The organism is Streptomyces pactum (genome assembly GCF_002005225.1).
GTDB classification, from domain to species: Bacteria; Actinomycetota; Actinomycetes; order Streptomycetales; family Streptomycetaceae; genus Streptomyces; species Streptomyces pactum_A.
In genome coordinates this window covers 1,474,381-1,487,638 of record NZ_CP019724.1, presented here as the reverse complement: position 1 = coordinate 1,487,638, position 13,258 = coordinate 1,474,381, and the positions used below count along the sequence as shown (strand labels likewise).

The 13,258-nt window shown below is 72.1% G+C and carries 10 protein-coding genes; 2 read left to right on the top strand and 8 right to left on the bottom strand.

What is annotated here, in order from left to right; translation table 11 throughout:
- Positions 1 to 100 precede the first annotated feature (100 nt).
- Complete coding sequence (locus B1H29_RS06330; protein WP_055419291.1) at positions 101 to 1,021, top strand: class I SAM-dependent methyltransferase; 921 nt, start codon at positions 101 to 103, stop codon at positions 1,019 to 1,021.
- A gap of 135 nt (positions 1,022 to 1,156) precedes the next feature.
- Here B1H29_RS06330 and B1H29_RS06325 read toward each other — a convergent pair whose 3' ends face one another.
- From B1H29_RS06325 to B1H29_RS06315, 3 genes are all read right to left on the bottom strand, one after another.
- Positions 1,157 to 1,993 (bottom strand): aldo/keto reductase, encoded by an 837-nt coding sequence (locus B1H29_RS06325; protein ID WP_055419290.1) that lies wholly within the window; start codon positions 1,991 to 1,993, stop codon positions 1,157 to 1,159.
- Positions 1,994 to 2,076: 83 nt separating this feature from the next.
- Positions 2,077 to 3,903, bottom strand: coding sequence for an AMP-dependent synthetase/ligase (locus tag B1H29_RS06320; RefSeq protein ID WP_055419289.1), 1,827 nt, complete (start codon positions 3,901 to 3,903; stop codon positions 2,077 to 2,079).
- Positions 3,904 to 4,178: 275 nt separating this feature from the next.
- The gene (locus B1H29_RS06315) at positions 4,179 to 5,069 is read right to left on the bottom strand and encodes a LysR substrate-binding domain-containing protein (protein WP_055419288.1); all 891 of its coding nucleotides are present in this window, start codon (positions 5,067 to 5,069) and stop codon (positions 4,179 to 4,181) included.
- 184 nt (positions 5,070 to 5,253) lie between these two features.
- Between B1H29_RS06315 and B1H29_RS06310 the strand changes: the two genes are divergently transcribed.
- Complete coding sequence (locus tag B1H29_RS06310) at positions 5,254 to 6,255, top strand: bile acid:sodium symporter family protein (protein WP_055419287.1); 1,002 nt, start codon at positions 5,254 to 5,256, stop codon at positions 6,253 to 6,255.
- A gap of 377 nt (positions 6,256 to 6,632) precedes the next feature.
- Here B1H29_RS06310 and fdhD read toward each other — a convergent pair whose 3' ends face one another.
- From fdhD to B1H29_RS06285, 5 genes are read right to left on the bottom strand one after another with little or no spacing between them, the layout of a single operon-like run.
- Positions 6,633 to 7,517 carry a formate dehydrogenase accessory sulfurtransferase FdhD gene (gene fdhD, locus B1H29_RS06305; RefSeq protein ID WP_055419286.1) on the bottom strand — a complete coding sequence of 295 codons (885 nt, stop codon included), beginning with the start codon at positions 7,515 to 7,517 and terminating at the stop codon, positions 6,633 to 6,635.
- Positions 7,518 to 7,538: 21 nt separating this feature from the next.
- The gene (locus B1H29_RS06300; protein ID WP_055419285.1) at positions 7,539 to 8,399 is read right to left on the bottom strand and encodes a 2Fe-2S iron-sulfur cluster-binding protein; all 861 of its coding nucleotides are present in this window, start codon (positions 8,397 to 8,399) and stop codon (positions 7,539 to 7,541) included.
- Complete coding sequence (locus B1H29_RS06295; RefSeq protein WP_055419284.1) at positions 8,396 to 10,327, bottom strand: NADH-ubiquinone oxidoreductase-F iron-sulfur binding region domain-containing protein; 1,932 nt, start codon at positions 10,325 to 10,327, stop codon at positions 8,396 to 8,398. The genes B1H29_RS06300 and B1H29_RS06295 overlap by 4 nt, the downstream gene beginning before the upstream one ends.
- Entirely contained in the window at positions 10,308 to 12,230 is a 1,923-nt protein-coding gene (locus tag B1H29_RS06290) for a molybdopterin oxidoreductase family protein (RefSeq protein WP_055419283.1), read from the bottom strand. Before B1H29_RS06290 ends, B1H29_RS06295 begins: the two co-directional genes overlap by 20 nt.
- Positions 12,227 to 13,198: a 2-dehydropantoate 2-reductase gene (locus tag B1H29_RS06285; RefSeq protein WP_055419282.1), complete on the bottom strand. Its 972-nt coding sequence runs from the start codon at positions 13,196 to 13,198 to the stop codon at positions 12,227 to 12,229. The genes B1H29_RS06290 and B1H29_RS06285 overlap by 4 nt, the downstream gene beginning before the upstream one ends.
- Positions 13,199 to 13,258: the final 60 nt, after the last annotated feature.

The window sequence follows — 13,258 nt, the reverse complement described above, 5'->3', positions numbered from 1 at the left end:
CCGGTGGCCCTGTTGCTTTTTGCGATTGCGGCAACGGAAGTTGCCCGTGCGCGGTGAGTCGTCGCACCCTGACGGCATCGCGAACGGGAGGCTTACCACCATGGCGCACGACCAGCACCGGCAGCACGAGCACGACCACCCGGTACCCGAGCACGGACTCGGACACGGACACGACCACACCGACATGGACTGGGCCGAGATGGCCCCGCTCCTGGAGGCACAGGCGGAGCTGTACACGCCGCTGTACCGCCAGGCCATGACCTGGCTGGCCCGGGAGGTGACCGAGCCCGGTCTGGTCGTCGACGTCGGCAGCGGGCCCGGCGTCGTCTCCTGCCTGTTCGCCGACGCCTTCCCCGGCGCCCGCGTAGTCGCCGCCGACGGTGCCGGACCGCTGCTGGAGCGGGCCCGCGACCGCGCCGCCCGGCTCGGTGTCGCCGACCGCTTCGGCACCCTCACCGGTGACCTGCCCGGCGTACTGGGCGAGCTGGAGTACCCGGCCGACCTGATGTGGGCGAGCCAGAGCCTGCACCACCTCGGCGACCAGCGTGCGGCCCTCGTCGCGCTCGCCGGGCACCTCGCCCCCGGCGGCACCCTGGCGATCCTGGAGGGCGGGCTGCCCGCCCGGTTCCTGCCCCGCGACATCGGCATCGGGCGTCCCGGGCTGCAGGCCAGGATGCACGCGGTGGAGGAGGACTCGTTCGCGAAGATGCGCGCGAGTCTGCCCGGCTCCGTGGCGGAGAGCGAGGACTGGCCGGCGCTGCTCACCTCGGCGGGCCTCGAGCACACCGGCACCCGCAGCTTCCTGCTGGACCTGCCCGCGCCGCTCACCGATGAGGCCCGTGCGTACGTCACCAGCTCACTGTCCCGGTTGCGCGACCGGATCGGGGACGACCTGGAAGCCACCGACCGGGCCACGCTCGACCGACTGCTCGACCCCGGGGACGAGGCGGGCTTGCACCGGCGCCAGGACGCGTTCGTGCTGGTCGCGCACACGGTCTACACGGCCCGACGCCCCTCCTGACCGGGGCACTTGACTCCGAGGGCGCTCCAAGTGGGCGACGTCGACACCGTGGGTCGTACGGCCGCTGGGGCAGCCCGACCGAGACGTGCGAAGGGGCCCGGCCGCACCGGCCGGGCCCCTTCGCACGCGGACATGTCACTCCCCGTTGAATCCCGCGGGATCCGGGCCCAGCCGCCGGTCCTCGTTCAGCGCGCTGATCGCCGCGAGGTCCTCGGGGTCCAGGGCGAAGCCGGACACGTCGATGTTCTCCTTGATCCGCGACGGCGTCACGGACTTGGGGATCACCACGTTGCCGGTCTGGAGGTGCCAGCGCAGCACGACCTGGGCCGGGGTGCGGCCGTGCTTCTGGGCGATCGCCACGATCGCGGGGACCTCCAGGATGCCCTTGCCGGAACCGAGCGGGGACCAGGCCTCGGTGGCGATGCCCTGCTCCGCGTGGTACTCGCGGGCGGCGTGCTGCTGGAGGTGCGGGTGCAGCTCGATCTGGTTGACGGCCGGGACGACCGACGTCTCGCCGATCAGCCGCTCCAGGTGTTCCGGCAGGAAGTTGGAGACGCCGATGGCCCGGACCCGGCCGTCGGCGTGCAGCTTCTCGAACGCCTTGTACGTGTCGACGTACCGCTCCTTGGCCGGCATGGGCCAGTGGATCAGGTACAGGTCGACGTACTCCAGGCCGAGCTTCGCCAGCGAGGTGTCGAAGGCCCGGAGGGTGGAGTCGTATCCCTGGTCCGTGTTCCAGAGCTTGGTGGTGACGAAGAGGTCCTCGCGGGCGACGCCGGAGGCGGCGATCGCCCTGCCGGTGCCCTCTTCATTGCCGTAGATCGCCGCTGTGTCGATGCTGCGGTACCCGGCCTCCAGGGCGTGGGCGACGGCCGTCTCGGCCTCGTCGTCCGGCACCTGCCAGACGCCGAAGCCAAGCTGGGGCATCTCGACGCCGTTGTTCAGGATGATCGGGGAGACCTTGCTGCTCACGAGCTCTTGATCCTTCGGTTGTGGTCAGGTGGTACTCACATCGTCAACGATCACGGACCGCGACGCATTCCTGACCGGCGGACTCACACCGTGTACAACGCCTCGACCTCCGTGGCGTAGGCCTTCTCGATGGCCCTGCGCTTCAGTTTCAGCGACGGCGTCAGCAGCCCGTGCTCCTCGGTGAACGGCTGGGCGAGGATGCGGAAGGTCCGGATCGACTCGGCCTGCGACACCAGCGTGTTCGCGGCGACGACCGCGCGCCGCACCTCCGTCTCCAGATCGGCGTCGTGCACCAGCTCGGCCGGGGGCATCCGCGGCTTGTTGCGCATCGTCAGCCAGTGCTCGACCGCCTCCTGGTCGAGGGTGATGAGCGCGGCGACGTAGGGCCGGTCGTTGCCCACGATGATGCACTGGTTGACCAGCGGGTGGTCCCGGACGCGCTCCTCCAGCAGGCCGGGGGAGACGCTCTTGCCGCCGGAGGTCACCAGGATCTCCTTCTTGCGGCCGGTGATGGTGAGGTAGCCGTCCTCGTCCAGGGCGCCCAGGTCACCGGTGGCCAGCCAGCCGTCCTGCAGGGTCTCGTCGGTGGCCTTGGGGTTGTTCAGGTAGCCCTGGAAGACGTTGTCGCCGCTGAGCCAGATCTCGCCGTCGTCCGCGATGTGCACGGTGACACCCGGGACCGGCACCCCGACGGTGCCGAAGCGGGTGCGCTCGGGCGGGTTGGCGGTGGCGGCGGCCGTGGACTCGGTCAGCCCGTAGCCCTCGTAGATCTGCACGCCCGCGCCCGCGAAGAAGAGACCCAGCTTCCGGTCCATCGCCGAGCCGCCCGACATGGCGTTGCGGATGCGTCCGCCCATCGCGTCCCGCACCTTGGTGTAGACGAGCTTGTCGAAGAGCTGGTGCTGCATGCGCAGGCCCGCCGACGGGCCGGGTCCGGTGCCCCAGGCCTTCGCCTCCGCCGCCTCCGCGTACCTCACGGCCACGTCGACGGCCTTCTCGAAGGGGCCCGCCTTCCCGTCCTTCTCGGCCTTGCGCCGAGCCGCGTTGAACACCTTCTCGAAGATGTACGGCACGGCCAGGATGAAGGTCGGTCGGAAGGCCGCCAGGTCGGGCAGCAGGGCGGCGGCGTTGAGCTGCGGCTGGTGGCCGAAGCGGACCCGGCCGCGGATCGCCGCGACCTCGACCATCCGGCCGAAGACGTGGGCCAGCGGCAGGAAGAGCAGGGTCGCCGCCTCGTCCCCCTTCCTGGAGTGGAACACCGGCTCCCACCGTTCGATGACGGTGTCCGCCTCGTACATGAAGTTGCCGTGCGAGATGACACAGCCCTTGGGGCGGCCGGTGGTGCCCGAGGTGTAGATGACGGTGGCGGGCGTGTCCGGCGTGACCGCCTGCCGGTGCCGGTGCACCACCTCGTCGTCGAGGTGGGCGCCCGCGTCGTAGAGCTCCTGGACGGCGCCGGAGTCGAGCTGCCACAGACCGCGCAGGTGCGGCAGCCGGTCGATGACCGTGGCGATCGTCATCGCGTGGTCCTCGTGCTCGACGACCGCGGCGGTCACCTCGGCGTCGTACAGCATCCACATGCACTGCTCGGCCGAGGAGGTCGGGTAGACCGGTACCACCTGCGCGCCGATCGTCCACAGGGCGAAGTCGAAGAGGGTCCACTCGTAGCGGGTGCGGGACATGATGGCGACCCGGTCGCCGAAACGGATGCCCTGGGCGAGCAGGCCCTTGGCGAGGGCCAGCACCTCGTCGCGGAAGGCGCCGGCGGTCACGTCCCGCCACTTCCCGGCGTCGTCCTTGCGGCCGAGCGCGATGTGCCGCGGATCCTCCCGGGCATGCCGGAAGACGACGTCGGCCAGACCGCCCACCGGTGGTGCCAACGGCAACGGAGGACTGGTGAACTCGAGCAAACCCCGCTCCCCGCTTCTGGTGACCCCCCGTACAGCGCGGTGAAAGCTACCCCACCCCGGGCGGGGGCGGGAGGGGTGCAGAAATCGAACAGCGCTCATGTTCGCGCTGGTCAGCACGAGAAAATGCGCTCACATGGGGAAGGGTCGGACACATTCCTGACCGTTGAGTAAGCTTCGGTGCCGTAATCTCCACCGAATCTGTACGAGCCGCTTACCGCCGGTACGGGCGACCTGGGCCGCCGTCCACTCCTTCAGCGCGGGCGCCGCGGATTCCGTCACACCGGCTCACCGAGACCCGTGCGCCGAGGCCGGTGCAGCCGGTCACCGCCCGCCAGGATCGCCGACGCGAGGGCGTCCGCCGCGCCCTGCGCCGAGGGGCGGCGCCGGCCGTGCACCAGTACGAAGTCGACGCGGCCCAGCTCGGGCAGCCCGGCCCGCTCCGGCACCCGCACCAGGCCGGGCGGGATGAGCCCTTGCGAGTGGGCCATCACGCCGAGACCCGCACGGGCCGCGGCGATCAGGCCGTTGAGGCTGGCGCTGGTGCACGCGACGCGCCACTCGCGGCCCTGCCGCTGGAGGGCGTCCAGGGCCAGCGCGCGGGTGATGCCCGGCGGCGGGTACACGATCAGCGGCACCGGGCGGTCCGGGTCCAGGCGCAGCCGCTCCGCGCCGATCCACACCAGCCGGTCGCGCCGGACCGGTTCGCCCCGGGGGTCCTTCGGCCGCCGCTTGGCCAGCACCAGATCGAGTTTCCCGGCGGCGAGCTGCTCGTGCAGCGTGCCCGACAGCTCCACCGTCAGCTCCAGGTCGACCTCGGGGTGATCGTGCCGGAAGCCCTCGAGGATCTCCGGCAACCGGGTCAGTACGAAGTCCTCGGACGCCCCGAACCGCAGCCGCCCGCGCAGCCGGGTGCCGGCGAAGAAGGCCGCCGCCTGCTCGTGCGCCTCCAGGATCCGGCGCGCGAACCCGAGCATCGCCTCCCCGTCCTCCGTCAGCTCCACGGAGTGCGTGTCGCGGCTGAACAGCGGTCGCCCGGCGGCGTCCTCCAGCCGTCGCACGTGCTGGCTCACGGTCGACTGGCGCAGCCCGAGCCGCCGGGCGGCCTGCGTGAAACTCAGCGTCTGGGCCACCGACAGGAAGGTGCGCAGGTGGGACGGGTCGTACATCCCCCCAGCCTATCGCGGAACGTGATGACAGTCAGAGCGGTGTACGGGATTCCCGATCGCCGGGTGAGGGAGCAGGATGGGGCGGGGACCCGTGACCCGAAGCGTGACCCGGGCCCGGGACCCCGCCGGACGACAGTGAACGAGCAAGTGGAGCACCGTGACACGCCTGCGATGGCCGCGTTGGATGCCGATCGACCCGTACATCCTGCTGCTGCTGGGGACGGTGGGTCTCGCGGCGCTGCTGCCGGCCCGCGGCACGGGCGCGGACGTCTCCTCCGGAGCCTCCACCGCCGCGATCGCCTTCCTCTTCTTCCTCTACGGCGCCCGGCTCTCCACCCGGGAGGCGGTGGACGGCCTGCGGCACTGGCGGCTGCACGTCACCGTGCTGGCCTGCACCTTCGTCGTCTTCCCGCTGCTGGGGCTGGCCTCCCGCGGACTCGTCCCGGTCTTCCTGACCGACCCCCTCTACCAGGGGCTGCTCTTCCTCACCCTGGTCCCGTCGACCATCCAGTCGTCGATCGCCTTCACCTCCATCGCCCGCGGCAACGTGCCCGCCGCGATCTGCGCGGGCTCCTTCTCCTCCCTGGTGGGCATCGTCGTCACGCCGCTGCTGGCCGCCGCCCTCCTCGGCGGCGGGGGCGGGTTCTCCGCCGACTCGGTGGCCGGGATTGTGCTGCAACTGCTGGTGCCGTTCGTCGCCGGGCAGTTGCTGCGCCGCTGGATCGGGGGCTTCGTCGCCCGCCACAAGAAGGTCCTCGGGCTCGTCGACCGCGGCTCGATCCTCCTCGTCGTGTACACGGCGTTCAGTCAGGGCATGGTCCAGGGCATCTGGCACCAGGTCAGCCCGGTCCGGCTGGCCGGCCTGCTGGCCGTTCAGGCGGTACTGCTGGCCGTGATGCTGCTGCTGACCTGGTACGGGGCGAAGGTGCTGGGCTTCGGGCGGGCGGACCGGATCGCGATCCAGTTCGCCGGGTCGAAGAAGTCCCTCGCCGCCGGACTGCCGATGGCGAGCGTCCTGTTCGGCGCCCAGGCCTCACTGGCCGTACTGCCGCTGATGCTCTTCCACCAGATGCAGTTGATGGTGTGCGCGGTCATCGCCAAGCGCCGGTCGCACGACCCGGAGGCGGTGACCGCGGCGGAGCCCGGCGCTCCGGGGCGCACGGCGGTCGGCAGCGGACGCCACTGAGCCCGCCGGGCTGGCTCAGCCGCCCGCCGGCGTGGGCGTGGGCGGGGAGCGAGGAGGCGGCCAGGGCGAACAGGGAGTCGAGGGCGAGCAGGGGGGAGCGCGGACGCCTGCGGGGAGGTGACGGCATGGAACGGTCCGCCCTTCGGGCGGCTGGACGGGAGCCGGTCTTCAGGACATCACTACATGCAGGACGCGCCATGCCTGATACGCCCCGTTTGCTCCCGCGTGTCGCCCGACGGCGGCCCGGACGGCGGCGCGCGTGTCGCCCGACGGCGCCCAGGGCGGCGCCGGGGAAAGGGGGACCGAGGCGGGGCCCCTGCGGCGCAGGGGGCGCTCCCCGCCGGTCGGGGCCCCGCCGCCGTGCCGCGGGAACCGGGTCAGCCCTGGGCGGCCGCGGCCCGCAGGGCGACGCGGCCCTCACCCGCGTACACGTTCATGGAGCTGCCGCGCAGGAAGCCCACCAGCGTCAGCCCGGTCTCGGCGGCCAGGTCCACCGCGAGCGAGGACGGGGCCGACACGGCGGCCAGCACCGGGATGCCCGCCATCACCGCCTTCTGCGCCAGCTCGAAGGAGGCCCGTCCCGACACCAGCAGAACCGACCGGGACAGCGGCAGGTCCCCGTTCTGCAGGGCGCGGCCGACCAGCTTGTCGACCGCGTTGTGCCGACCCACGTCCTCACGCACGTCCACGAGTTCACCGTCCTCGGTGAACAGGGCCGCCGCGTGCAGGCCGCCGGTCCGGTCGAAGACCCGCTGGGCGGCGCGCAGCCGGTCGGGCAGGTCGGCCAGCAGTTCGGGGGTGACCCGGACCGGGGGAGTGTCGGCGATGGGCCAGCGGGCCGTCGTGCGCACCGCGTCCAGGCTCGCCTTGCCGCACAGCCCGCAGGAGGAGGTCGTGTAGACGTTCCGCTCCAGCGTGATGTCGGGGACCGGCACGTCGGGGGCCGTCCGCACGTCGACGACGTTGTAGGTGTTGGAGCCTCCCCCACGCTCGGCTGCGCTCGCGCGGGAGGTGCCCCCATCCGTGGCGCCCGCGCAGTAGACGATGTTCTGCAGGTCGCCCTGCTCGGCGAGGACTCCTTCGCTGACCAGGAACCCGGCCGCCAGCGCGAAGTCGTCGCCCGGAGTGCGCATCGTGATCGCGAGGGGCTTGCCGTTCAGCCGGATCTCCAGCGGTTCCTCGGCCACGAGCGTGTCCGGGCGGGTGGAGACCGCGCCGTCCCGTACGCGGATCACCTTGCGTCGTTCCGTGACTCGTCCCATGGTCCGTGCCCCTTGTGCCGGTCAGTCCCGGTTCTGTACGTGCTGGTAGCCGAAGCGGCCCTTGATGCAGAGGTTGCCGTGGGTCACCGGGTTGTCGTGCGGCGAGGTGACCTTCACGATCTCATTGTCCTGCACGTGGAGGGTGAGGTTGCAGCCCACTCCGCAGTACGCGCACACCGTGGTCGTCTCGCTCTGCCGCGCCTCGTCCCAGGTGCCCGCCGCGCGCATGTCGAACTCCGACTTGAACGACAGGGCCCCGGTGGGGCAGACCTCGATGCAGTTGCCGCAGTAGACGCACGCCGAGTCGGTCAGCGGGGCGTCCTGTTCGACCGAGATCCGGGCGTCGAAGCCGCGGCCGGAGACCGATATCGCGAACGTGTTCTGCCACTGGTCGCCGCAGGCGTCCACGCACTTGTAGCAGAGGATGCACTTGCCGTAATCGCGTACGTACAGGTCGTTGTCGACCCTCGGCTCCTCGTCGACGCGGGCCGCGTCCGGGCCGAAGCGGTCCGGTTTCGCCTCGTACTCCTTGATCCACCGCGCGACCGACGGGGTCGTCGAGAGGTCGACCGAGGACGCGAGCAGTTCGAGGACGACCTTGCGGCTGTGCCGGGCGCGCTCGGTGTCCGTGCGCACCACCATGCCCGGCTCCGCCCGGCGCGAGCAGGCGGGGGCGAGGGTCCGGGCGCCCTCTACTTCGACCACGCAGACCCGGCAGGCGTTCTTGGGGGTGAGCGTGTCGCCCTCGCACAGCGTCGGGACGTCCTTCCCGGCGGCCCGGCAGGCCTCGAGGATCGTCGACCCCTCGGGGACCCGGGCATCCTGCCCGTCGAGGGTGAACTCCACCAGCCGGCGCGGCACTCCGAGCGGTATCGCGGTCATTCGTACGCCCCCAGACGGTCGATGGCGGATTCCACGGCGTTCCACGCGGTCTGCCCGAGACCGCAGATCGAGGCGTCCCGCATCGCCCGCCCGACCTCCCGCAGCAGGTCGATGTCACCGGCCGCGGCGGCACCCGTACGGTCCGCGATCCGGCGCAGCGCCTCCTCCTGGCGCACGGTCCCGACCCGGCACGGCACGCACTGCCCGCACGACTCGTCACGGAAGAACTCCGCGATGCGCAGCAGCAGCCGGGGGAGGGGCACCGTGTCGTCGAAGGCCATGACGACTCCGGAGCCGAGCGTGGTGCCGGCCTGGCGGGTGCCCTCGAAGGTGAGGGGGATGTCGAGCTCGTCGGGGCGTACGAAGCCGCCCGCCGCGCCGCCGAGCAGTACCGCCCGCAGCCCCGCGCGTACTTGGGCGAGCGTGAGCAGCTCGCCCAGCGTGGCGCCGAACGGCAGCTCGTAGACGCCGGGCCGGTCCACGCTTCCCGACACGCAGTACAGTTTGGGGCCGGTGGAGGCCGCCGTGCCGATCGCCGCGTAGGCCGGGGCGCCCATGGTGAGGATGGGCAGCACGTTGACCAGTGTCTCGACGTTGTTCTCCACCGTCGGCTTGCCGAACAGGCCCTTCTCCACGGGGAACGGCGGCTTGGAGCGGGGCTCGCCCCGGTAGCCCTCGATGGAGTTGAACAGGGCCGTCTCCTCACCGCAGATGTACGCGCCCGCGCCCCGCCGGATCTCGATGTCGAAGGCGTAACCCTGGCCGAGGACGTCGTCGCCGAGCAGGCCGCGGTTGCGGGCCTGCGCGATGGCGTGGGTGAGGCGGGTGAGAGCACGCGGGTATTCACCGCGGAGGTAGAGGTAGCCCTTGTGCGCGCCGGTGGCGTACGCCGCGATCGTCATCGCCTCGACGAGGGCGTACGGGTCGCCCTCCATGAGCACGCGGTCCTTGAAGGTGCCGGGCTCGGACTCGTCGGCGTTGCAGACGAGGTAGTGCGGGTGGTCGGGCTGGGCGGCCGTGGCCTGCCACTTGCGGCCGGTGGGGAAGGCGGCGCCGCCGCGGCCGACCAGGCCCGCGTCGGTGACCTCGCGGATGACGCCGGCGGGGCCGAGGGCGAAGGCGCGGCGCAGGGCCGTGTAGCCGCCGTGGGCGCGGTAGTCGTCGAGCGAGGTGGGGTCGGCGGTGCCGACGCGCTCGAGAAGGGTGAGCGCGGGGTCGCCGGCCTGCGGGACGGCGAGAGCGGGGGCGGGCTCGGCGGGGGCGTTCTCGGGTGCGGTGGCCGCCCGGACGGCGGCGTCCGGGGTCGCGGGGGCGCATACGGCGGTGGCGCGCGGGGTGTCTCTCCCCCGCCGCTCCTTCCCGTCCCCGGGGGCCGCGCCCCCGGACCCCCTCACGGCCTGGACGGTCCCGCCCTCACACGCCGGACGGGCCGAGTCACCCGCGCGTATCACCAGTGCCGCCGGTGCCCGCTCGCACAGGCCCAGGCACGGGCCGCGCTCGACCCGTACGCCGCTCTCCGGGCCCAGGCGTGCCTCGACGTCCGTACTCAAATCCGTCGCCCCGGCCGCCGTGCACGCCAGATCGGTGCAGACGTGGAGGACCGTCGCCGGGCGCGGCCGCACCGAGAACATCGCGTAGAACGTGGCGACCCCGTACGCCTGTGCCGGTGGCACCGTCAGGCGTCGGCACAGGTAGTCCAGGGCGCCCTCGCTGATCCAGCCGATCCGGTCGTTGAGGGCGTGCAGTCCCGGCAGCAGCAGGTCGCGGCGGTCCCGTGCCTCGCGTCCGCCGCGCGCCCAGCGCAGGTCGGCGGCGTCCGTCCCGTCGCGGGCGGCGCCCTCCCAGGACGACTCGGGCGGGCCGAGCAGGGCGTCGACGGCCGCGCGTTCCTCGTCCGTCGGCTCGCTGTCACCGAAGCGCAGGTCCACCGGTGCTCACCTTCTCGATCCGGATCGCCGAGGCCTTGAACTCCGCCGTCCCGGCGATCGGGCAGTTGGCCTCGATGGTCAGTCGGTTGGTGTCCACCTCGTCGGGGAAGTGGAAGCTCATGAAGGCGAGCCCGGGGCGGAGCGCGGTGTCGACCCACACGGGCGCGACCAGCGACCCGCGCCGCGAGGTCACCCGCACCTCCTCACCGACTGCCACTCCGTAGCGTTCGGCGTCCTCCGGGCACAGCTCGACGGACTCGCCGCGTCGCAGTGGGGACGCGTAACTCCCGCTCTGCACACCCGTGTTGTAGGAGTCGAGCCGCCGTCCCGTGGTCAGCCTGATCGGGTACTCCTCGTCGGTGAGGTCCACGGGCGGGTCGTGCCGGACGATGCCGAAGGGCGCGCGCGGACCGCGTCGGGCCGGGTCCGGCTCCCACAGACGGCCGTGCAGGTAGGTGGGTTCCAGCTCCTCGGTGCTCGGGCACGGCCACTGGATGCCCTGGTGCTCCTCCAGGCGGGCGTAGGTCATCCCGTGGTGGTCCGGTGAGAGGGAGCGCAGTTCGTTCCAGACGGCCTCGGCGTCGGCGTACTTCCAGTCGTGGCCGAGGCGGGCCGCCAGGTCGCAGAGGATGTCGACGTCCTCCCGGGCCTCCCCCGGCGGGGTCACCGCCTTGCGGACGCGCTGGACGCGCCGCTCGCTGTTGGTGGTGGTGCCGTCGGTCTCGGCCCAGCCGGCGGTCGCCGGGAGGACCACGTCGGCCAGTTCGGCGGTCTTCGTCAGGAAGATGTCCTGCACGACGAGGAAGTCCAGCGCCCGCAGCCGTCGTACGGCCTGCTCGCCGTCCGCCTCCGACTGCGCGGGGTTCTCGCCGATGCAGTAGACGGCGCGCAGGGTGCCGTCGTCCATGGCCTCGAACATCTCCGTCAGGGTGAGGCCGTGGTGCGGCTGGACGACCGTGTCCCAGGCCGTCTCGAACTTCAGCCGGACCTCGGGGTCGAGCACGTCCTGGAAGCCGGGCAGCCGGCCCGGGATCGCCCCCATGTCACCGCCGCCCTGCACGTTGTTCTGGCCGCGCAGGGGCTGGAGCCCGGAGCCGTAGCGGCCGACGTGGCCGGTGAGCAGGGAGAGGTTGATCAGAGCGCGGACGTTGTCGGTGCCGTTGTGGTGCTCGGTGATGCCGAGGGTCCAGCACAACTGGGCCCGCTCGGCGCGGGCGTAGGCGTGCGCGAGGTCGCGGATCGCGGCGGCCGGTACGCCCGTCACCTTCTCCGCGAGGGAGAGCGTCCACGGTTCGACCAGGGCCCGGTACTCGTCGTAACCGGTGGTCGCGCGCCCGACGAACGCCTCGTTGACGAGTCCGGCGTGGATGATCTCGCGGCCGATCGCGTGCGCCATCGGGATGTCCGTGCCGACGTTGGGGCCGAGCCAGCTCTCCGCCCACTCGGCGGTGGGGGTGCGGCGCGGATCGACCGCGTACATGCGGGCGCCGCCCCGGATGCCCCTCAGCACGTGCTGGAAGAAGATCGGGTGCGCGAAGCGGGCGTTGGAGCCCCACATCACGATCACGTCGGTGTGCTCGATCTCCTCGTACGAGGAGGTCCCGCCGCCCGAGCCGAAGGCGGCCGACAGGCCCGCGACGCTCGGCGCGTGGCAGGTGCGGTTGCAGGAGTCGACGTTGTGGGTGCCCATGACGACCCGGGCGAACTTCTGCGCCACGTAGTTCATCTCGTTGGTCGCGCGGGCGCAGGAGAACATCCCGAACGCGCCGCGCGCCGCCGCCAAGCCCCGTGCGGTCCGGTCCAGGGCCTCGTCCCAGGTCGCCCGGCGCAACGGCGCGTCGCGGGAGTCGCGCACCAGCGGGTGGGTGAGGCGGTTGTAGGTCTTCGGTTGCCGTTTCCTCATGCGGCGCTCCTCAGTGCGAGCAGGTCCGAGATGGCGTGCACGGTGCGCAGGGTGGGCACCTCCACGCCGGTGATCTCCGCCAGTTCGACGACGGCCGCGAGGAGCACGTCGAGTTCGAGCGGCTTGCCGCGCTCCAGGTCCTGGAGCGTGGAGGTGCGGTGGTCGCCGACCTTCTCGGCGCCGGCGAGGCGGCGTTCGATGGAGACGCCGACCTCGCAGCCGAGGGCCTCGGCGACCGACAGGGTCTCGGCCATCATGGTGCCGATCACCTGGCGGGTGCCGCCGTGCGCGCACATCTGCCGCATGGTGGCCCGGGCCAGGGCGCTGATCGGGTTGAAGGAGATGTTGCCGAGCAGTTTCAGCCAGATGTCGTTGCGCAGGTCCGGTTCGACCGGGCACTTCAGACCGCCCGTACGCATCGCCTCGCTGAACGCCGCGCAGCGCGCGGAGACGGACCGGTCGGGCTCACCGATCGAGAAGCGGGTGCCTTCCAGGTGCCGCACGACGCCCGGCCCCGCCAGTTCGGTGGCCGCGTAGACGACGCAGCCGACGGCCCGTTCGGGCGCGAGCACCGCACTGACCGCGCCGGACGGGTCCACGCTCTGAAGGCGGCGTCCGTCGTACGGCCCGCCGTGCCGGTGGAAGTACCACCAGGGGATGCCGTTCTGGGCGGCCACGACCGCCGTGGTGTCGTGCAGCAGCGGCTCGATCAGCGGCCCGCACGCCGCGTACGAGTTGGCCTTCAGGCCCAGGAACACGTAGTCGACCGGGCCGACTTCGGCCGGGTCGTCGGTGGCGTGGGTGTGCGCGGTGAAGTCGCCGCGCGGGCTGTGCACCCGTACTCCGTCCCGCCTCATGGCCGCCAGGTGCGGTCCACGGGCGATGAGATGCACGTCGGCGCCCGCACGGTGGAGCGCGGCGCCGACGTAGGCGCCGATCGCCCCGGCGCCGAGGACTGCGACTTTCATGGCGGGGGAGCTCCGTTCGGTCGAGGGATACCGCGGAACCGCCGACCGAACCCGGCTCCG

Bases quoted from the DNA above. Each gene is read 5' to 3' on its own strand.
- B1H29_RS06290 (WP_055419283.1), bottom strand. From the start codon at position 12,230: ATGAGGAAACGGCAACCGAAGACCTACAACCGCCTCACCCACCCGCTG.
- B1H29_RS06330 (WP_055419291.1), top strand. From the start codon at position 101: ATGGCGCACGACCAGCACCGGCAGCACGAGCACGACCACCCGGTACCC.
- B1H29_RS06315 (WP_055419288.1), bottom strand. From the start codon at position 5,069: ATGTACGACCCGTCCCACCTGCGCACCTTCCTGTCGGTGGCCCAGACG.
- B1H29_RS06300 (WP_055419285.1), bottom strand. From the start codon at position 8,399: ATGACCGCGATACCGCTCGGAGTGCCGCGCCGGCTGGTGGAGTTCACC.
- B1H29_RS06285 (WP_055419282.1), bottom strand. From the start codon at position 13,198: ATGAAAGTCGCAGTCCTCGGCGCCGGGGCGATCGGCGCCTACGTCGGC.
- fdhD (WP_055419286.1), bottom strand. From the start codon at position 7,517: ATGGGACGAGTCACGGAACGACGCAAGGTGATCCGCGTACGGGACGGC.
- B1H29_RS06310 (WP_055419287.1), top strand. From the start codon at position 5,254: ATGCCGATCGACCCGTACATCCTGCTGCTGCTGGGGACGGTGGGTCTC.